Source organism: Paracoccus onubensis, assembly GCF_003591515.1.
GTDB classification, from domain to species: Bacteria; Pseudomonadota; Alphaproteobacteria; order Rhodobacterales; family Rhodobacteraceae; genus Paracoccus; species Paracoccus onubensis.
In genome coordinates this window covers 14079-33667 of the sequence record NZ_QZCG01000012.1, presented here as the reverse complement: position 1 = coordinate 33667, position 19589 = coordinate 14079, and the positions used below count along the sequence as shown (strand labels likewise).

17 protein-coding genes are annotated in these 19589 nt (G+C 60.1%); 8 read left to right on the top strand and 9 right to left on the bottom strand.

Annotated features, from left to right (window positions below):
* Positions 1-5: 5 nt before the first annotated feature.
* The 6 genes from D3P04_RS16855 to coxB all read right to left on the bottom strand — a co-directional run bounded on the left by D3P04_RS16855 (position 6) and on the right by coxB (position 4209).
* Positions 6-677 carry an SURF1 family protein gene (locus tag D3P04_RS16855; protein WP_119750937.1) on the bottom strand — a complete coding sequence of 224 codons (672 nt, stop codon included), beginning with the start codon at positions 675-677 and terminating at the stop codon, positions 6-8.
* Between the two features lie 90 nt (positions 678-767).
* Entirely contained in the window at positions 768-1598 is an 831-nt protein-coding gene (locus D3P04_RS16850) for a cytochrome c oxidase subunit 3 (protein WP_119750936.1), read from the bottom strand.
* 26 nt (positions 1599-1624) lie between these two features.
* Complete coding sequence (locus D3P04_RS16845; protein WP_119750935.1) at positions 1625-2188, bottom strand: cytochrome c oxidase assembly protein; 564 nt, start codon at positions 2186-2188, stop codon at positions 1625-1627.
* The gene (locus tag D3P04_RS16840) at positions 2185-2388 is read right to left on the bottom strand and encodes a hypothetical protein (protein ID WP_232845055.1); all 204 of its coding nucleotides are present in this window, start codon (positions 2386-2388) and stop codon (positions 2185-2187) included. The genes D3P04_RS16845 and D3P04_RS16840 overlap by 4 nt, the downstream gene beginning before the upstream one ends.
* Complete coding sequence (cyoE, locus tag D3P04_RS16835) at positions 2382-3299, bottom strand: heme o synthase (protein ID WP_119750933.1); 918 nt, start codon at positions 3297-3299, stop codon at positions 2382-2384. The genes D3P04_RS16840 and cyoE overlap by 7 nt, the downstream gene beginning before the upstream one ends.
* Positions 3300-3324: 25 nt before the next feature.
* On the bottom strand, positions 3325-4209 hold the full coding sequence (gene coxB, locus D3P04_RS16830) for a cytochrome c oxidase subunit II (protein ID WP_232845054.1): 885 nt from the start codon (positions 4207-4209) through the stop codon (positions 3325-3327).
* A gap of 215 nt (positions 4210-4424) precedes the next feature.
* Here coxB and tldD point away from each other — a divergent pair, with 215 nt between their 5' ends.
* The 4 genes from tldD to kynA all read left to right on the top strand — a co-directional run bounded on the left by tldD (position 4425) and on the right by kynA (position 11077).
* Entirely contained in the window at positions 4425-5849 is a 1425-nt protein-coding gene (gene tldD / locus D3P04_RS16825) for a metalloprotease TldD (protein ID WP_119750929.1), read from the top strand.
* A 197-nt stretch (positions 5850-6046) separates the two neighbouring features.
* Entirely contained in the window at positions 6047-7123 is a 1077-nt protein-coding gene (gene dprA, locus D3P04_RS16820; protein ID WP_232845053.1) for a DNA-processing protein DprA, read from the top strand.
* A gap of 270 nt (positions 7124-7393) precedes the next feature.
* A complete protein-coding gene (gene topA, locus D3P04_RS16815) occupies positions 7394-10057 on the top strand; it encodes a type I DNA topoisomerase (protein ID WP_119751126.1) in 2664 nt (887 codons plus the stop codon).
* Between the two features lie 198 nt (positions 10058-10255).
* Complete coding sequence (gene kynA, locus D3P04_RS16810; protein WP_119750926.1) at positions 10256-11077, top strand: tryptophan 2,3-dioxygenase; 822 nt, start codon at positions 10256-10258, stop codon at positions 11075-11077.
* 36 nt (positions 11078-11113) lie between these two features.
* Here the strand turns inward: kynA and D3P04_RS16805 are convergent, their stop codons facing one another.
* Entirely contained in the window at positions 11114-13657 is a 2544-nt protein-coding gene (locus tag D3P04_RS16805; protein ID WP_119750925.1) for a penicillin-binding protein 1A, read from the bottom strand.
* 157 nt (positions 13658-13814) lie between these two features.
* Positions 13815-14279, bottom strand: a complete 465-nt coding sequence (locus D3P04_RS16800; protein WP_119750923.1) for a type II toxin-antitoxin system RatA family toxin — start codon at positions 14277-14279, stop codon at positions 13815-13817.
* Between the two features lie 67 nt (positions 14280-14346).
* Here D3P04_RS16800 and D3P04_RS16795 point away from each other — a divergent pair, with 67 nt between their 5' ends.
* Complete coding sequence (locus tag D3P04_RS16795; RefSeq protein ID WP_119750922.1) at positions 14347-14532, top strand: hypothetical protein; 186 nt, start codon at positions 14347-14349, stop codon at positions 14530-14532.
* Between the two features lie 5 nt (positions 14533-14537).
* On the opposite strand, the gene ypfJ is transcribed toward D3P04_RS16795, so the two are convergent.
* The gene (gene ypfJ, locus D3P04_RS16790; protein WP_119750920.1) at positions 14538-15386 is read right to left on the bottom strand and encodes a KPN_02809 family neutral zinc metallopeptidase; all 849 of its coding nucleotides are present in this window, start codon (positions 15384-15386) and stop codon (positions 14538-14540) included.
* A 120-nt stretch (positions 15387-15506) separates the two neighbouring features.
* On the opposite strand from ypfJ, the gene D3P04_RS16785 reads away from it, so the two are divergent.
* The 3 genes from D3P04_RS16785 (at position 15507) to gyrA (ending at position 19571) form a co-directional block, all read left to right on the top strand.
* Positions 15507-16085 (top strand): YqaA family protein, encoded by a 579-nt coding sequence (locus D3P04_RS16785; RefSeq protein ID WP_119750919.1) that lies wholly within the window; start codon positions 15507-15509, stop codon positions 16083-16085.
* Positions 16082-16549 carry a disulfide bond formation protein B gene (locus tag D3P04_RS16780; RefSeq protein WP_119750917.1) on the top strand — a complete coding sequence of 156 codons (468 nt, stop codon included), beginning with the start codon at positions 16082-16084 and terminating at the stop codon, positions 16547-16549. Before D3P04_RS16785 ends, D3P04_RS16780 begins: the two co-directional genes overlap by 4 nt.
* A gap of 199 nt (positions 16550-16748) precedes the next feature.
* On the top strand, positions 16749-19571 hold the full coding sequence (gyrA, locus tag D3P04_RS16775) for a DNA gyrase subunit A (RefSeq protein WP_182912904.1): 2823 nt from the start codon (positions 16749-16751) through the stop codon (positions 19569-19571).
* Positions 19572-19589: the final 18 nt, after the last annotated feature.

The window sequence follows — 19589 nt, the reverse complement described above, 5'->3', positions numbered from 1 at the left end:
TTCCTTCAATAAGTCCGCTGTCTGATACGCCAGATCAACGCGACTGTCATCCCTGCCCAAACAGCCGCGATCATGAACCATTGCACCGCATAGGACAGATGATTGTTCGGGATGCCCTCGATCGCGACGGGGATAGGCTCTGCCCCCTGTGCGTCGCCGGTGACGAAACTGGCGACAACAAGGATCGGTTCGGTCTTCAACGCCTTCGCCATGGCTGGCACATCGCGGGCGAACCAGATGTTCTCGTCCAGATTGGGTTCGGGCGTGGAGCTGCTTTTTTCATCAGGCCAATGCAGGTTTCCCCGTATCTCCAGCCGCACCGGGCCACGCTTCTGATGCCGCGCCTCCTGAGGGATGAAGCCCCGGTCGACCATAATCGCCCGTCCATCATCGGTGATGAAACGCGACACGATCTGATAACCGCCGCCCTGATCCTTGGTATGAGACAGGATATCGATCTCATCGCCGCTTGTGGTGCCGCTGACCGTGACCGGCAAATATTTCATCGAAGGATCGGGATTTTCGGGCAACGGCACGGCCGGCGCGTCGATCTTGGCCTGGATCTCGGCCAGCATTCCCTCTTTCCAATCCAGACGCTGCAACTGCCAGACGCCAAGAGCGATCAGGATGGCACAGCCAAGGATACCAAGGATCAGGGGAAAGAGATAGCGGCGCATGAATAACGGAAAAGCCTTCGATAAGGGGCCTGGCCCAAAAGAAAACGGCGCGGGAAGATACCCCGCGCCGTCGGAATTGTCTGCCGGGGATCAGCTTCCCCAGATATAGACCACAGCGAACAGGAACAGCCAGACCACATCGACGAAGTGCCAGTACCAGGCCGCAGCCTCGAACCCGACATGTTGCTCCTGCGTCATCTGCCCGCGCGAGAAGCGAATCAGGCAGACCAGCAGGAAGATCGTCCCGATGATGACGTGGAAGCCATGGAAGCCCGTCGCCATGTAAAACGCGCCGGCATAGGCGGTATCAGCCAGTCCGAATGCCGCGTGGCTGTATTCATATGCCTGCAGGATCGAGAAGAACACGCCCAGAACAACCGCAATGATGAGGCCGCGAATGACGGTCTTGCGATCCCCCTCATGCACCCATGCATGGTGCGCCCAGGTAACGGCCACACCCGACAGCAACAGGATCAGCGTGTTGATGAACGGCAGATGCCAGGCGTCGAAGGTCACGATACCTTCCGGCGGCCAGACGCCGTCCTTCAGCGGGCTTTCCGGGCCCATCGGATACATCGCGTTCTTGATGAAGTTCCAGAACCAGGCGACGAAGAACATCACTTCCGAGATGATGAACAGGAGGAAGCCATATTGCAGGCCGATGCGGACCACTGGCGTATGATCGCCGCTTTCGCCTTCGCGGACGACATCGGACCACCAGCTGAACATGACATACAGCACACCGGCAAGACCGATCAGGAACAGCCAGGGGCCCGAGACCGGAATCTTGAAAAGATGTACTTCATCGGCATGCATCCAGCCAACGGCGCCGTACAGCATCAGAAACGCCGACAACGCACCGATAGCGGGCCAGATAGAGGGCGGAAGAATATGATAATCGTGGTTCTTTGCGTGCGCCATATGTGAGTCCCCGTCGGCTCCTCGGATCAGTTGACGTTACTTGCCGGTTCCGCGTCAAGCGCGGCCTGCTTCGGTTCGGTCCGGTGGAAGGTGTAGGACAGCGTGATGTCCCGCACCCAGCTTGCATCGGCATCGTCGACCATTTCCGGATCGACGTAGAAATTGACCGGCATCTCCACCCGTTCACCCGGCTCCAGTGTTTGCTCGGTAAAGCAGAAGCACTGGATTTTGCTGAAATAATATCCCGCCACATCCGGCGCAACATTATAACTGGCCGTACCGGTGATTGTCTCGTCGGTATTGTTGACGGCCTCGTAGAAGGCCATCGCATTCTCACCGATGCGAACATCCATTTTTGTCTGCATGGGACGGAAGGTCCAGCCAAGATCGCCGTCGACATTAGCATCAAAGCGAACACGAACGACTTCCTCCAGCACCTCATCGGGCGCCTGAGTTGAAACCTGTGTCGTTCCGGCAAAGCCTGTGACCCTGCAGAACCAGTTGTAGAACGGAACGGCCGCCCATGCGAGTGCGCCCATCGTCAGCACGACGGCGACAAGGCCGAATAGGGTGCGGGTATCACGGTTCATTCGCTTGCCTCATCCTGTGGCACGATTGATGTGCGCGGCTGATGGTCGAAAGCCTCCATCAGGTCGCCCTGACGCACCTTGACCACGGTCAAAGCAAAAACCAATGCGACAAATGCGGCCAGCACCAGCCCAAGCCCCACATTGCGCGAGCGCCGGCGGCGGTGCAGTTCATGTTCGGTCTGGAACTGCTGCATCACCATGCCCCCACCCAATGCTGGACCATAAGGGCCAGGAAATGCAGGAACAGGTAGTATAGAGACAGTTTGAACACCCGTCGTTCGACAGCGTAATTATCGGCAATCGCCGTTTCTTCGCTCCGGCGCATGATCTGCCAGCCGCCACGAATGAACAGCACGTTCAGCACCAGGGCCACCGCAAGATAGATCGGACCGCCGACGGAGGTCAGCCCAAGCCAAAGCGCGAAAGGCGCCAGCACAAGCGTATAGCCGAAGATATGGCGGCGAGTGACGGCGCGACCATGCGTGACCGTCAGCATCGGAACGCCTGCCTTGTGATAATCCTCTTTCATGAACAGCGCGAGCGCCCAGAAATGCGGCGGCGTCCAGAAGAAGATCAACGCGAACATCAGGAACGACTCAACGCTGATTCCGCCAGTTGCGCAGGCCCAGCCGATCATCGGAGGAAATGCCCCTGCGGCACCGCCGATCACGATGTTCTGCGGCGTCCAGCGTTTCAGCCACATCGTGTAGATGACGGCATAGAAGAATATCGTGAAGGCCAGGAACCCGGCAGCAAACCAGTTCGCCGTCAGCCCCAGCATCATGACCGCAATCACCGTCAGGCCAAGGCCAAGGCCAAGCGCCTCGCCCCCTGTCACGCGGCCCGAAGGAATCGGGCGCCCCCGGGTGCGATTCATCACGGCATCGATATCTGCATCATACCACATGTTCAATGCGCCCGACGCCCCGCCCCCAAGGGCGATAAAAAGGACCGAGCAGAAAACAAGGAAAGGATGCATCGGCACAGGCGCGACCCACAGCCCGACAAAAGCCGTGAACACCACAAGCGACATCACCCGAGGCTTCAGCAGCGCGACAAAGTCGCCGAACTCTGCCTCGGGTGTGTGATCATATGCGTGGGTATCAGACATTCCTGCGCGTTTCTGTATTAGGGGATCAGTTGGCCGAGGCCACTGCGATCCCGGAATCATCCATCAGGGCCGCCTGCTCTTCTTCGCTGAGCGAACCGCCCTGCTCTTCCACCCAGGCGATATATTTTTCGGGCGCGACGGCTTTCACGACGATGGGCATATAGGCATGGTTGATCCCGCAAAGCTCGCTGCACTGACCGAAATACACGCCTTCTTGCTCGACATTGAACCAGGCTTGCGCGATCCGGCCCGGAACGGCGTCCTGCTTGATCGCAAAAGCGGGAATGGTCCAGCTGTGGATCACGTCATTCGCGGTGACCTGCAGAAGAACGGTCTTGCCGACCGGCACCACGACCTCGGTATCGGTAGCGAGAAGATATTCATCCTCGCTGTAACCGTTATCGGCCAGTTCTTCCTTGGTCAGCATGATCGAATCGAAGCTGACTTCATTGTCGGGATATTCATAGGACCAGTACCACTGGTTACCGATCGCCTTGATAACCACATCCGGGTTCGGCGGCATTTCCTGACTGCGGAACAGCGCCGGAAGCGAGAAGGCACCGATCACGACGAGGATCAGCACCGGCACCAGCGTCCAGACGATCTCGACCGGGGTATTATGGGTGAATTTCGCCGGAACCGGATTCGAACGGCTGTTGTAGCGGAGGATGACGATCAGCAGCAGAGCGCAGACGAAAAGCGTGATCACCGCAATGATGATCAGCACGAAATGATCCAGCCATTGCTGGTCCCGCGCCAGTTCGGTCACGGCGGGCTGAAAGCCCGTCCCCTTGGCGACCGGCTTGCCGATCACCGGCAGCTCTCCCAAAACATCCTGCGCGAAAGCCGCACTGGCCAGCAAACCTGTTCCTGCCAGTCCCGTTACTGTTGCAGCTGCACGCCGAATCATCGCTTTTGCCATCATTCCATCCCGTCGCGTTTGGTGAGGCCGGTATGGCCGCAGGGGCCGCGCAAGGCCGCCCCTTTCCCTTTCACATAGTCCGTTCTATGACCATATCTCAGCCTCTCGGGCAAGTGATACATCGGTATTTGAAGCGAAATTCGCCGCATCTCGCTGCGAAAGAACAAAATTACACGGCCCGCCACCAACGGAGTTGCCCGCCCATGAAACGCGACCAGTTTGACCCGTTTGCCCAGTCTCTTGATCGGGACGAAGCCCTGACAATCCTTCAGGACGCCGTTGCCGGCGCAGATGATGGCGAGTTGTTTTTCGAAAGAACCACCGCCGAAACGCTGGTGTTCGATGACGGCCGGTTGCGCAATTCCAGCTATACCGCGAATCGCGGTTTTGGCCTAAGAGCGGTGCGAGGCGAGGTCACGGGTTACGCTCACTCTACTGAAATCACAAAGGAATCTCTTCGCAGGGCGGCGGAAACCGCACGACTTGCCGTGGGCGCGGGTGGCGGGAAACTGGCTGATCCCGCACCGATGCGGGCCGCGTCGCTTTATGCTGCGATCGACCCGGCGGGGGGTATTCCGATCGCCCGGAGAATCGAGCTGCTGCGGGAAATCGACGCTTATGCACGGGCCAGAGATCCCCGGGTCGTGCAGGTGACCGCCTCCATCGCTTCGTCGCTGCAGGAGGTGACGATCCTGCGCCCCGAAGGCGGGCTGGTCACCGATATCCGGCCAATGGCGCGACTGAATGTCGCAGTCATCGTCGAGAATAACGATCGCCGCGAATCCGGCAATCACGGAGGTGGCGGACGCGTATCGCTGGACGGGTTGATGGAGCCCGCGCATTGGCAGCCCGCCATAGACGAAGCCCTGCGGATCGCCCTTGTGAATCTGCGCTCGGTGCCCGCACCCGCTGGGGTGATGGACGTGGTGCTGGGGCCGGGCTGGCCCGGAATCCTGCTGCACGAGGCCGTGGGGCACGGGTTGGAGGGGGATTTCAACCGCAAGAAGGCCTCGGCATTCGCGGGGCTGATGGGACAACGCGTGGCCGCTCCGGGGGTCACCGTCGTGGATGACGGGACCATTCCCGACCGGCGCGGATCTCTCAGCGTCGATGACGAGGGAACCCCTCCGGCCCGGAACGTACTGATCGAGGACGGTATCCTTGTCGGCTACATGCAGGACCGCCAGAACGCCCGGCTGATGGGCGTGGAACCGACCGGCAATGGCCGTCGCGAAAGCTATGCCCATGCCCCCATGCCGCGCATGACCAATACCTATATGCCGGGCGGCGATGCCGATCCCGCGGCGATCCTTTCCGATCTGAAGGATGGCATCTACGCCGTGGGCTTCGGCGGCGGACAGGTTGATATCACCAACGGCAAATTCGTCTTCTCCTGCACCGAGGCCTACCGTGTGCATAATGGCCAGATCGGAGACTCAATTCGCGGCGCGACCCTGATCGGAGACGGCGCAACCGCGTTGCAGCATATTCGCGCCGTCGGCAACGACATGGCGCTTGATCCCGGCATCGGCAATTGCGGCAAACAGGGACAATGGGTGCCGGTCGGGGTTGGCCAGCCCACGTTGATGATCGGCGGACTGACGGTCGGGGGATCGGCGAAAGGGTAACCCGGAAACATGCGGGGCCGGCGTGACCGCGGAGGCGTATCGTGCCAAAGGCGAATTCTTCTCTGACCTTTCTTTCAATCATTTATTAACGAATCACCGGTTATCCTTGCCTCAGGATGAAGCAGAGGCAGTTCATGGATACCGGTTTCGTTCCGCCCGCCCCCCTTCCCCCCCGCCCGGCGGCAAGGGACGACGATTTGACCTGGCTCCGCCTCATCCGTTCCCGCCGGGTCGGCCCGGCGACCTTTCACCGGCTGGTGAATGAACATGGCAGCGTCCGCGCCGCCTTTGAGGCATTGCCCGAAATCGCCGCCGCTGCCGGCGTAGCAGATTATTCCCCCTGCCCCGAAGCCGTCGCAGCCGCCGAATTACGGGCAGGACGAAAGGCAGGGGCAAAACTGATCCGCCATGATTCGCCCCTTTACCCACCTGCCCTGCGTCAGATCGATGCTTCACCGCCGGTGCTCTGGCTGCTGGGTGAAGCGGATTGGCTGACGCTTTCTCCGATTGCCGTGATCGGCGCCCGCAACGCCTCGTCGCTTGGGCTGCGCATGGCGCGCGGAATGGCCGTGGGGCTGGGGCAAAACCGCCACGCCGTCATTGCCGGAATGGCACGTGGGATCGACGCGGCTGCCCATCATGCGGCGCTGGCGACTGGAACCGTCGCGGTTCTGGCCGGGGGCGTCGATATCCCGTATCCGGCCGAGAATACGGAATTGCTGATGCGGATCGCTGTGCAGGGCGCGGTCATATCCGAACAGCCTCCCGGAACCGTCCCGGCGGCACGCCATTTTCCGGCCCGCAACCGGATCATATCCGGGCTTTCCCAGGCCGTTGTGGTGATCGAGGCGGCGCATCGGTCCGGTTCATTGATTACCGCCAGATATGCACTGGATCAGGGGCGCGACGTCATGGCGGTGCCCGGTCACCCGATGGATTCCAGGGCGTCGGGCTGTAATCAGCTTATCCGGGACGGCGCTCATCTGGTGCGCAGCGCAGCGGATGTGATCGAAGCATTGGAAGTGCAGCGTCCCGACAGGTCGTCGGAGAACGCCACAGAATCGGACCAATCCGCTCCATATCCCGAACAAGCTGTGGATCCCGCCACGTGGGAAGCGCAGATCCTGTCGCAACTCACGCCTAGCCCAACCGATGAAAATGACCTGATCCGTGAACTGGGATTATCCGCGGCTGCAGCAAACGCCGCGATCCTCGCATTGGAGGTACAGGGCCGGATCATCCGGATGCCCGGCGGTAAGATCGCCCTAAACTGACCGGAAAACCCGCAATCGCATATCTTCCGGCCCGATCCCCGGCCTACCGACCGCAGGAGGACAGGCAGTTGTCGCAATTGTCATCAGCCAGCGGCTGGCGCCGCGAACCGGTGCATTTGATCCGGCAATTTCACGCTGGCTGCGGGGGCAGACGGGTAACCCTGTCGCACATGCGCACCGTCCAATATAAAGCCCTGATGCCATGAGACGTTGACTCTGCCTCCCCTGCCACCCATGTTGCCGCCCCGTTGCAACCGTTCCGAGGTCCCAATGCCCGTTGTCGTCGTCGAATCACCGGCCAAAGCCAAAACCATCGAGAAATATCTCGGCGGCGACTATCGCGTGCTTGCCAGTTTCGGTCATGTCCGCGACCTGCCTCCGAAGGATGGCAGCGTCGATACCGAAGATGATTTCGCGATGAAATGGGAGGTGGCAAGCGACAGCAAGAAACATCTCAAGGCGATCCGGGACGCTCTGAAGGATGATAACAGCCTGATCCTCGCCACCGACCCCGACCGCGAGGGCGAGGCGATTTCATGGCATTTGCTGGAGGCGCTGCAATCTTCGCTGAAAGGCGGCAAGGATGTCAGCCGCGTGACCTTCAACGCCATTACGAAAGCCGCCGTCAGCGAGGCAATGAAACAGCCGCGCGAGATCGATCAGGCGCTTGTCGATGCCTATCTGGCCCGTCGTGCGCTTGATTATCTGGTCGGCTTCAATCTCTCGCCGGTCCTGTGGCGCAAACTGCCCGGTGCAAAATCGGCGGGACGGGTGCAATCGGTCTGCCTGCGCCTGATTGTCGACCGCGAGATGGAGATCGAGGCCTTCAAGGCTCGCGAATACTGGTCGGTCCATGCAAGGCTGGCGACTCCCGCGGGGCAGGAATACGATGCGCAGCTGGTTTCGCTGGCCGGATCGAAGTTGGAACGTTTCGATCTGCCTAACGCCGAAAAAGCCGCCATGGCCGTCAGTGCCGTGACCTCGCGCGATCTGACCGTGACCAGTGTCACCGCCAAACCCGCCAGCCGCAATCCTTGGCCACCCTTCATGACCTCGACGCTTCAGCAGGAAGCCAGCCGCAAGATGGGCATGGGCGCAAAGGCCTGCATGTCGGCGGCACAAAGGCTGTATGAGGCGGGGCTGATTACCTACATGCGAACCGATGGTATCGACATGGCGCCCGAGGCCGTGATGGCCGCCCGCGACGCGATCAAAGCCAAGTTCGGCGAAAAATATCTTCCGAAATCGCCCCGCATGTACAAGAACAAGGCCAAGAACGCGCAGGAAGCGCATGAATGTATCCGCCCCACCGACATGATGCTGTCCACCGACAAGCTGAAGGTGACCGCCGAGGACCAACGCAAGCTTTATGACCTGATCTGGAAACGCACCATCGCCAGCCAGATGGAAGCAGCCCGGATGGAGCGCACCACGGTCGAGATCGGCAGCGCAGATGGTCAGGTCGGACTGCGCGCGACCGGTCAGGTAATGCTGTTCGACGGCTTTCTGAAGGTCTACGATCAGGGCCGTGACGACGACGAAGGTGAGGACAGCGCGCGCCTGCCCGCGATCGGCGAAGGCGAAACCGCCGCACTGGTCGCCAAATCCTTCGAGCCTGAATTCGCCAAAGCCCGCGAAAAGGGGGACAGCGCGCCCGACGCGCCCGCCGGTCAGCGTGCCGCCCCCGGTCTGCTGATGAATGACGCGGCCAGCACCGCCGCCCGTCAGCATTTCACTCAACCTCCGCCCCGATATACTGAGGCCACATTGGTCAAGCGGATGGAGGAACTGGGAATCGGGCGTCCCTCGACCTATGCCAGCATCGTTACCACGATTCAGGATCGCGACTATGTCCGCAAGGACAAGAACCGTCTGATTCCGGAAGACAAGGGACGGTTGGTCACGACCTTCCTTGTCAAATATTTCCCGCGCTACCTGAGTTACGACTTCACCGCCGATCTGGAAAACGAGCTGGATGAGATCAGCGCGGGCGACCGGGTGTGGCGCGACGTACTGGGGCGTTTCTGGAAAGACTTCTCGAAGGCGCTCGAAGGCACGTCCGATCTGCGGATCGGCGAAGTGCTGGAGGCGATCGACGACGCGCTTGCTCCGCATCTCTACCCGCCTCGCGCAGATGGCGGCGATCCGCGTCAATGCCCGCTTTGCGGCGCCGGGCGGCTGAACCTGAAAACCGCGCGTTCGGGCGGGGCGTTCATTGGTTGCACGAACTATCCCGAATGCCGCTATACGCGCCCGCTATCCTCACCCGATGGCGAGGAAGCGGTGGGCGACCGCGTGCTGGGACAGGATGGTGGCGACGATATCAGCCTGAAATCCGGACGGTTCGGCCCCTATGTGCAGCGGGGCGAGGCAACGGAGGATGTTCCGAAACCGCCACGCGCCTCGGTCCCGAAAGGCTGGAATCCGGCGGAGATCGATCTGGAAAAGGCATTGCAGCTATTGTCGCTGCCCCGCCCCGTCGGTCCGCATCCCGATGACGGCGAGTTGATCGAGGCCGGGATCGGGCGCTATGGCCCCTATGTCAAACATGGCCGGAAATACGCCAATCTGCCAGAGGTGGACGAGGTGTTCACCGTGGGCATGAATCGCGCCGTGGAAGTTCTTGCCGCCAAGCAGATTCGCGGCAGGACCGCCGCGACCCCATTACGCGAGCTGGGCAGCCATCCCGATGGAGGCTCAATCCAGGTGATGAATGGCCGTTATGGTCCTTACATCAAATGGGAAAAGATCAATGCGACCTTGCCGCGGGATGTCTCGCCCGATGATATCACGCAGGAACAGGCCCTTGAATTGATCGCCGCGAAATCGGCCAAAAAAGGCACGAAAAAGAAGGCCGCATCGAAAACGGCCAAGAAACCGGCCGCCAAAAAAACCGCCGCAAAGAAACCTGCGGCCAAAAAAGCGGCTGGCTGACATTCCTGGTGCCCGCGCCAAGAGGTGCGGTTCCGCCCTCCTTTGGCGGCGGTTTCGGTGTTGGTGACCGCCCGCCGCCTGCAAGCGACTTAATCTTTGATATGTTCGAATAAATTTCAAACTTGAAGCAAACCTGCGCCTATGCCAGCCTTTATTCAGGTTTTCGGCTGACCGAAAGCAGTGTTTCAGGTTGCGACAATGAGCTATGATCCTTCCGACGACGGCGCCCGCATGTCTTTTCAGGGGCGCATGTCTTATGGCGACTATCTGCATCTCGACAAGATTCTGACGGCACAGCACCCGCTGTCGCAAGCGCATGACGAGATGCTGTTCATCGTCCAGCATCAGACCTCGGAACTCTGGATGAAACTTGCGCTGCATGAATTGAATGCGGCGCGTGCTGCTATTGCTTCGGGCAATTTACAGCCTGCCTTCAAGATGCTGACCCGAGTCGCCCGGATCATGGAGCAGCTAAACTCGGCATGGGATGTGCTGCGCACCATGACGCCCAGCGAATACACCGAATTTCGCGAAAGTCTTGGCGAAAGCAGCGGCTTCCAGTCGTGGCAATATCGCATGATCGAATTCGTTGCCGGCAATCGCAATATCGAGATGCTGCGCCCGCATGAACATCGGGAAGCCTTGGTTGCCTCGCTTCGGGCGGAAATTGCCCGCCCATCGCTTTACGATGTGGTGTTATCGCATCTGCGCGCCTGTGGTTTCGATATTCCGCCGCGTGAAAGGCTGGATCGTCCGCATCTTCCCGATCCCGCTGCCCGCGCCGCCTGGGCCAGCATTTACCGCGATCCTGTCCGCTGGTGGGAATTATACGAACTGGCGGAAAAGCTCGTTGATTTCGAGGATTATTTCCGCCGCTGGCGCTTCAACCATGTCACCACGGTCGAGCGCATCATCGGCTTCAAGCGCGGCTCGGGCGGGACATCGGGCGTCAATTACCTGCGCCGGATGCTGGATGTGGTACTGTTTGCCGATTTGTGGGAATTGCGGACCGAGCTGTGATCGCGACAGCAGGGTTTTCCCGCTGCCGGATATCCATCAATATAGCCCGCCAGAAGACAGCGTTCCGAAATCCGCCTTGTTCGGGATCACTTTCTGCTCTCCGGTCGAGGTGGTCACGGATTGCCCGCCGCCAGACCCGGCTTCCCACGGAAGAACGACATTTTCGTCGCCAAATCCAGCGACGACATAGGGCGACAGCCAGTCAGGATCGGTACCATCGCGGAAATACTCGGCGATGACATTCGGGCCATTTGCGTCATCGGGCAGGCGCTGCCCGGTGAAACGGTCGATCTTGACCCAGTATCCGCCCGGCGGAACCTTGAATTCCGAGCCGCCATATTCCTTGATCGCTTCACGCATGAACGCGTTGAACACCGGCACACAAAGCGTTCCGCCATAAGCATGCGGCCCCAATCCGCGCGGCTGATCATAGCCAAGATAGCATCCCGCGACGATATTACTTGAAAAGCCGATGAACCAGACATCCTTGGCATCGTTCGTCGTTCCGGTCTTGCCTGCAATCGGCACCGGCAGATTGACCCCGTTACCCGATCCCCGCTTGACGACACCTTCCAGCATCGAGGTCAGCTGATAGGCCGTCACGGCGTCCATGACCCGTTCGCGGTTGCTTTTGATCACAGGGGCACTGCCGGCGGGCAAAGCCTGCATCTCGCAGGTTTCGCAGATGCGCCGGTCATGGCGGTAGATCGTCCTGCCGCGGCGGTCCTGTACGCGGTCAACCAGAGTCGGCTCGACCCGTTCACCGCCATTGGCGAACATCGCATAGGCCGCAACCATCTTGAACAAGGTCGTCTCCTGCGCGCCAAGCGAATTGGCAAGAAACGGCTTCAATTCGTCGTAAACGCCAAATTTCTCGGCATAATCGGCGACAATCTCCATACCGATATCCCGCGCGATACGGATCGTCATCAGGTTTCGGGACTGCTCGATCCCGGTCCGCAGCGGAGTCGGACCATAATGCTTGCCGCTGGAATTCTTCGGTTCCCACAATCCGGCCGGGGTATTCACCCGGATCGGTTCATCGACGACGATGGTCGCGGGGGTATAATTGTTGTCCAGCGCCGCCGCATAAACGAAAGGCTTGAAGCTGGAGCCGGGCTGCCGCTGTGCCTGAGTTGCGCGGTTGAAGACCGAGGATTCATATGAAAACCCGCCCTGCATCGCAATCACGCGCCCCGTATTGACATCCATGGCCATGAAACCGCCCTGAATCCGCGGCACCTGCCGCAGCGTCCAGCGGATAAAGCTGCGGTCTTCGTCATTGGTCATCGCTCGCACCAGAACGACATCTCCGACCTCGACCAGATCGCCGGCCACCTGCGCAGGCGGAGCCAGAGTGCCATCCGGCAGCCGCTTGCGTGCCCATTGCACGTCATTTGCCGGAATCCAGTGCCCATCGGGATGCTCTTCAATGCCCTCGATTCCGATCCGTGCGTCTTGCTCGCCAAGTTCCAGAACCACGGCAGGATGCCAGCCGGGAATATCGCGAGGAACCTCCAGCTCCCACAGCGCGCCGCGCCAGGATGCCTCGTCCGTCAACTGTTCGGCTGGAATCGTTTCACCGGTGCCGTTCCAGATCCCCAGATCCCGGTCGTATTTCTCCAGCGCGGCCCGCAATGCGTTTGCCGCCTGACTCTGCATCTGCGGATCGACCGTGGCGCGGATGGTCAGGCCGCCTCCGTAGAATTCGTCATGACCGAAATCACGGCTGAGCTGGCGCCGAATCTCGTCGGTGAAATAGTCGCGCCGGGGCATCTGTTCGCGGAAAGGCGGATAATCACCATTCTGCACGGTCCGGAGCGGCAGCTTGGCTTCAGCCTCATAGGTGGCTTCGTCGATATAGCCGTTCTGCCACATTTCCCGCAGCACGTAATTACGCCGGTTGGTCAGAGCCTCCTTGGCGCGAACGGGGTGAAAATCACTCGGGGCCTTGGGAAGGGATGCAAGCATGGCCGCTTCGTGCGGTGCCAGTTCCGTCAGGGTCTTGTTGAAGAACACCTGCGCGGCGGCGGCAACGCCATAGCTGTTCTGCCCAAGGTAGATTTCATTCAGATAGAGTTCGAGGATCTGATCCTTGCTCAGCGTATGTTCCAGCCTGACGGCAAGGATCAGTTCCTTGATCTTCCGTTCAAGCCGCACATCCGAAGACAGCAGGAAATTCTTGACGACCTGCTGCGGAATGGTCGAGGCGCCACGGGCACTGTCCCCGCCGGATTTGATGAATTCCAGTCCTGCGGCAGCAATACCGCGCAGATCGTAACCGGGATGGTTATAGAAATTCTTGTCCTCGGCACTGACGAATGCCTGCTTGACCAGATCGGGGATTTCCTTGATCGGAACGAAAATCCGCCGCTCTTCGGCATATTCGTCGATCAGCATGCCCTCGCCCGAATAGATTCGGCTGATGGTCTTGGGACTGTATCGCGCCAGTTGCTCATGACTGGGCAGATCATCCGAGTAAATCCAGAAAATCCCGCCAAGCGTGAGCGCAGCAAAGAAAATGGCGGTTACGCCCCACGCAAATATAGCACCCAGAAATGAAAGTATCGCACGTGCCACAGGGCAAAAGCCTTTCGATATTTGCTTTGTCTATAGCGGCAGGGTCAGAGCGCGTCAAAACAACAGTGATGCGTTACATCACCGTAATCGACACATTGTTCGTCACTCCCGACAACATGCCGGGGAAAGCCGGCATCCGGCAAGGCCGTCCGGTGAATTATCCGTATAATTCATTCGCGCGGGTCTCGAAGGCTTTGACGATGCGCGACATGGCCTCGTGAAAAACGACGCCGATCAGTTTTTGAAGAATCGCGTTGCGGAATTCGAAATCCACGAAAAACTCAACCCGGCAACCGCCATCAGGCAGATCCATGAAGGTCCAGCCGCTTTGCATATGCCGGAACGGGCCGTCCAGGTATTCGGTGTCGATCTTCAGCTTGCCGCTTTCGGACTCGGCGGGCCAAAGAACGACGCGGCTGCCGAAACGCTCACGGAAAACCTTGAAGCTGACGACCAGATCGGCCGCGATTTCCTCTGCGCCGTCGGGACGCGTCTGGCGGGATCGGATCCGCGCTGCGCTGTTCCACGGCAGGAATTGCGGATAGCTTTCGATATCTGCAACGAGATCGAACATCTGGCGCGCGCTATAGGGAAGGTCGCGGTTGTCCTGGTGATGAGGCACGGGAATTCCTGGTTTCGGCTTGGCTGTCTGTCTGATACTTTCCGGGGACTAACAGGATATGAGGCCGATGAACAACCTGCTGTGGTTTCTGCGCGCATCCCAATGGGCCCGCAATCCTCCCAGTGCGCGGAGGGTCAAGCTGGTGCTGTTCGTCATTCTGGTGATCGTGGCAATCGTCGTGCTCGAAAAGCTTGGCTGGTGGCCCGAATGGGCGCAGATGGAGCGGGGGCGCAGGGCCGTGCTGCCCCGCTAAGGCCGCTATTCAAGACCTGCCTCGGCGAATGTGTCGCATTGCGCCAGTTCACCTGAGCGAAATCCCCGCATAAGCCATTCCTGCCTTTGCTGTGAGCTGCCATGGGTGAAACTGTCGGGCATCGGCGTCCGGCCTGCGCTTGCCTGTATGGCATCGTCTCCGACTGCCGCGGCAGCGGTCATCGCCTCGTTCAGATCGCCCTCTTCCAGCGAGCCGAAACGATCCTGCGCATGCCGCGCCCATAACCCGGCGAAACAATCGGCCTGCAATTCGGTCAGCACCGAAACCGCATTGGCATCCTGTTCGCCAAGACGACCACGAAGGGCATTCACCTGCTCCAGAACACCTGTCAGATTCTGGACATGGTGGCCGATTTCATGCGCGATGACATAGGCATAGGCGAAATCGCCGCCAGCCCCCATCCGCTGCCCCATCATGTCGAAAAAATCGGTGTCCAGATAAACCTGCTGATCGCCGGGGCAATAGAACGGCCCCATCGCCGCCGAGGCGCCGCCACAGGCGGATTGCACCGCACCGCTGAACAGCACCAGCCGGGGTTCCGCATAGGTGATACCGGCCTGTTCCTGCAGAACCTCGCCCCAGATTTCCTCGGTATCGGCCAGAACCACCGATACAAACTCGCCATATTGCTCTTCGGCTTCGGTCAGCGGTCGTTCCGATTGCTGCCCGCCCTGTTCCAGCCCCTGCACGATCGGCGAAATATCGATGCCGAAGAAATAACCGACAGCAAGAATCGCAAGCACACCTACGACACCCACGCCCCCTGCACCGGCCCGGCCCATACTCCTGCGGTCATCCACATTACCGCTGCCCCGTCGTCCCCGCCACTTCATCGGTCCGCAATCCCTGATTGTTCCCAGTTCTCAATCATCACAGCAGCGCGACCCGATTTGCAAGCGCCTTGACGTCCGGTCGCCTTGCGGTCAATCCGGTTTCTGAACGAAGGGGACAGCATGTTACGCAAGCTTTACAACTGGACCATGGGGCTTGCGGGCGGCCGCCACGCCATGCGCGCACTGCTCGGGATCAGTTTCATCGAAAGCTCTGTCTTTCCGATTCCGCCGGATGTGCTGATGATTCCGATGATCCTGTCGCGCAGATCGCGCGCCTTCCTGATCGCGGCGGTTGCAACCGTCGGGTCGGTCCTCGGCGCATTGCTTGGCTATTGGATCGGCGCTGTTCTCATGGATTCGGCGGGACAATGGGTGCTGACCGTCTACGGCAAGCAGGACGCCTATCACCAGCTCGCCGGCAGATTTGCCGAATATGGCGGCTGGGCGATCCTGTTCGCCGCCCTGACACCGTTTCCGTTCAAGGTCATCACGATCTTTTCGGGCGCAATCGGTTTCCCCGTGCCGCTATTCGTGCTGGCATCGATCGCCGGGCGTGCCGGGCGGTTTTTCGTGGTCGCGGCGCTTCTGTGGCGTTATGGCCCGCCGATCCGCGACTTCATCGAGCAGCGGCTGGGGCTGGCCTTCACCCTGTTCATGATCTGTCTCATCGGCGGCTTCATCTTGCTGAGGTATCTATGAAAGACCTGTCTCTTCCGCTTCTCGCCGGGGCCGGCTCTGCCGCGCTTCTGATCGCCGCGCTCGGATTTCAGGCGGCGGGTTATGCGCCTTGCGAATTGTGCATTCTGCAACGTTGGCCGCATCTGGCGGCGGTCATCATTGCCGGTGTAATCTGGCTGACCGGCCGGGTCCGGGCGCTTTCGGTTCTGGGAATGGCCGCAGCCGCAATCGCCCTGGGGCTGGCCATCTATCACAGCGGCGTGGAAATGGCCTGGTGGGCAGGTCCGGCGCATTGCTCTGGCGGGGTCGGGAATATCGCCGCCATGTCGACCCAGGATCTGATGGCAAAACTGCAAGAGGCGCCGGTCGTGCGCTGCGATGAGGTCGCGTGGCGATTCCTTGGCCTTTCCATGGCAAACTGGAATGCGATCTGTTCGGCAATCCTGCTGGCGGTTTGGGGGAAGGCCGCGCTCCTGCGTCGCTGACCCCCGCTTTCTTGCATCCAAACGGATCCTGAACCGGATCACGCCGTCAGGATCGAGGTTTCACCTGTTTCAAGACCTATGCCTGCACGAGTGGGCATCGGCGGACGCGCAATGAAAATCGGTCAATCCGCCCTGCCAAGATTGCCCCCACCCTGCGTGTCGGCTATACCGGCGTTCAACAAGATGTTGAGGAATTCACGTGGCTGACACTCCTGAAGACGATCTGCCGGAAACTCCCGATTCCGCAGGCCCGGCGCGTACCATCATGACGCATGACGGCCCCCTGATCGACATCTCGCAAGAGATGCGCACCGCCTATCTCGATTACGCCATGTCGGTGATCGTCAGCCGGGCGATTCCCGATCTGCGCGACGGGCTGAAGCCGGTTCATCGCCGTATTCTTTACGCGATGCAGGAAACGGGAAATACCTCGGATAAGGCCTATCGCAAATCGGCCCGCCCTGTGGGCGACGTGATGGGGAAATATCACCCGCATGGCGATGGCGCGATCTATGACGCGCTTGTGCGGATGGCGCAGGATTTCTCGATGTCGCTGCCGCTTCTGGATGGACAGGGCAATTTCGGCTCGATGGATGGCGATCCGCCCGCGGCCATGCGTTATACCGAAGTGCGGATGGACAAGCCCGCCGATTATCTGCTGAAGGATATCGACAAGGACACGGTCGATTTTCAGGACAATTATGACGGCAAGGACCATGAACCCACGGTTCTGCCCGCGCGTTTCCCGAATATGCTGGTCAATGGCGCGGGCGGCATCGCCGTCGGGATGGCCACCAATATTCCGCCGCACAATCTGGGCGAGATCGTGGATGCCACGCTTGCCCTGATCGAAAATCCCGACTTGCCCACCGAAAGGCTGCTGGAAATCGTACCGGGTCCGGATTTCCCGACCGGCGCATTGATCCTTGGCCGCTCCGGCGCCCGCAAGGCCTATCTGGAAGGTCGGGGCAGCGTCATCATCCGCGCCAAAACCCATATCGAAGAGCCGCGCAAGGATCGCTTCGCCATCGTCCTCGACGAAATTCCCTATCAGGTCAACAAATCGACTCTGATCGAGAAGATCGCCGAACTGGCCAAGGAAAAGCGGATCGAGGGTATCTCGGGCGTTCAGGACGAAACCGATCGCACCGGGGTCCGTGTCGTGATCGAGTTGAAGCGCGACGCCACGCCGGATGTCGTGTTGAACCAGCTTTTCCGCTTTACCCCGATGCAGACCAGTTTCGGCTGCAATATGCTGGCTCTGAACGGCGGCCGGCCCGAACAGCTGACATTGCGCGATTTCCTGACGTATTTCATTGCGTTCCGCGAAGAAGTTGTCGCGCGGCGCACCGCCTTCGAGCTTCGCAAGGCACGGGAGCGCAGCCATGTTCTGTGTGGTCTTGCGGTCGCGGTCAGCAATGTTGACGAAGTCGTCGCCACGATCCGTTCCTCTGCGGACGCGGCCGAAGCACGGGCGCGCTTGATGGAGCGTCGCTGGCCAGCCCACGAGATCGCCGAATATCTGCGCCTGATCGACGACCCTCTGCATCCGGTCAACGACGACGGCACCTATAACCTGTCGGAAACGCAGGCCCGCGCTATTCTGGAGCTGCGTCTGCAACGCCTGACCCAGATCGGCGTAAAGGAAGTCACGGATGAGTTGCAGCAGCTTGCCGATGCGATCCGCGAATATCTGACGATCCTTGCCTCGCGCGAGCGGATTCTGGGCATCATCAGCGATGAGCTTCGTGAGGTGAAAGAACTGTTCGCCGTCCCCCGCCGGACCGAAATCACCGATTGGGCCGGCGATATGGAGGATGAAGATCTCATCGAGCGCGAGGATATGGTCGTCACCATCACCTCGGGCGGCTATATCAAGCGCACGGCACTGGCCGAATTCCGGGCGCAGCGCCGCGGCGGCAAGGGCCTGTCGGGCATGGCGACCAAGGAAGATGACGTGGTGACCACGCTGTTCGTCGCCAATACGCATACCGAATTGCTGTTCTTCACCACGGACGGCATGGTTTACCGGCTGAAGACATGGCGCCTGCCGCTTGGCGGGCGAACCTCGCGCGGGAAAGCCATCGTCAATATCCTGCCCATTGTTCCCGGCGTATCCATCGCCGCATTGATGCCGATCGACGCGCCGAAAACGGAATGGGAAAATTATCAGGTCGTCTTCGCCACGTCGCAAGGCGATGTGCGCCGAAATGCGCTGTCGGATTTCGCCAATGTGATGCGGAATGGCAAGATCGCCATGAAACTGCCCGATGACGTCAGCCTGATCGGGGTGCGCATGGCGACGGCGGATGACGATGTGATGCTGGTCACGGCGCATGGCCGGGCAATCCGGTTCCCGACCACCGCGGTCCGGGTCTTCGTGGGCCGTGCCTCGACCGGCGTGCGCGGCATCCGTCTGGCCAAGGGCGATCAGGTCGTCAGCATGTCCGTGATCCGGCATTTCGAAACCGATCCGGCCGAGCGCGCGGCCTATCTGAAAATGCGCAGGGCAATCGCCGGAGCTCTGGACGACGGAGCAGAGGCTGATGATGACGAGGAAACGATCGAGGAAGGCAATATCTCGCAAGAGCGCTATGCCCAGATGTCCGCGGCTGAGGATTTGATCCTGACCATCACCACCAAGGGCTCGGGCAAGATCAGTTCAAGCCATGGCTATCCGGTTCGCGGACGCGGCGGACAGGGCGTCATGGCCATGGACAAGGCCATGCGCGGCGGTCCTCTGGTTGCCAGTTTCCCCGTGGAAGGCGACGATCAGATCATGCTGGCCACCTCGACCGGGCAATCGATCCGGGTTCCGATCGAAGGAATCAGCTTCCGTTCGCGTTCGGCTGGCGGAGTCCGGGTATTCAATACCGCCGAGGGTGAAACCGTCGTCTCGGTCGCCCGCATCGCAGAACATGGCGACGCGGAAGCGGATGGCATCGACGAGGATGGCCCGGACGAAGATGATATCGCCGGAAATAACATCGGCGAAAGTGACATCGGCGAGGATGATGCTTAACATTTCCCGCGGTGCTTC

Bases quoted from the DNA above. Each gene is read 5' to 3' on its own strand.
- D3P04_RS16855 (WP_119750937.1), bottom strand. From the start codon at position 677: ATGCGCCGCTATCTCTTTCCCCTGATCCTTGGTATCCTTGGCTGTGCC.
- D3P04_RS16795 (WP_119750922.1), top strand. From the start codon at position 14,347: ATGAACAACCTGCTGTGGTTTCTGCGCGCATCCCAATGGGCCCGCAAT.
- coxB (WP_232845054.1), bottom strand. From the start codon at position 4,209: ATGATTCGGCGTGCAGCTGCAACAGTAACGGGACTGGCAGGAACAGGT.
- D3P04_RS16845 (WP_119750935.1), bottom strand. From the start codon at position 2,188: ATGAACCGTGATACCCGCACCCTATTCGGCCTTGTCGCCGTCGTGCTG.
- D3P04_RS16840 (WP_232845055.1), bottom strand. From the start codon at position 2,388: ATGGTGATGCAGCAGTTCCAGACCGAACATGAACTGCACCGCCGCCGG.
- cyoE (WP_119750933.1), bottom strand. From the start codon at position 3,299: ATGTCTGATACCCACGCATATGATCACACACCCGAGGCAGAGTTCGGC.
- D3P04_RS16850 (WP_119750936.1), bottom strand. From the start codon at position 1,598: ATGGCGCACGCAAAGAACCACGATTATCATATTCTTCCGCCCTCTATC.
- D3P04_RS16780 (WP_119750917.1), top strand. From the start codon at position 16,082: ATGAAAGACCTGTCTCTTCCGCTTCTCGCCGGGGCCGGCTCTGCCGCG.
- D3P04_RS16785 (WP_119750919.1), top strand. From the start codon at position 15,507: ATGTTACGCAAGCTTTACAACTGGACCATGGGGCTTGCGGGCGGCCGC.
- ypfJ (WP_119750920.1), bottom strand. From the start codon at position 15,386: ATGAAGTGGCGGGGACGACGGGGCAGCGGTAATGTGGATGACCGCAGG.
- topA (WP_119751126.1), top strand. From the start codon at position 7,394: ATGCCCGTTGTCGTCGTCGAATCACCGGCCAAAGCCAAAACCATCGAG.
- kynA (WP_119750926.1), top strand. From the start codon at position 10,256: ATGAGCTATGATCCTTCCGACGACGGCGCCCGCATGTCTTTTCAGGGG.
- tldD (WP_119750929.1), top strand. From the start codon at position 4,425: ATGAAACGCGACCAGTTTGACCCGTTTGCCCAGTCTCTTGATCGGGAC.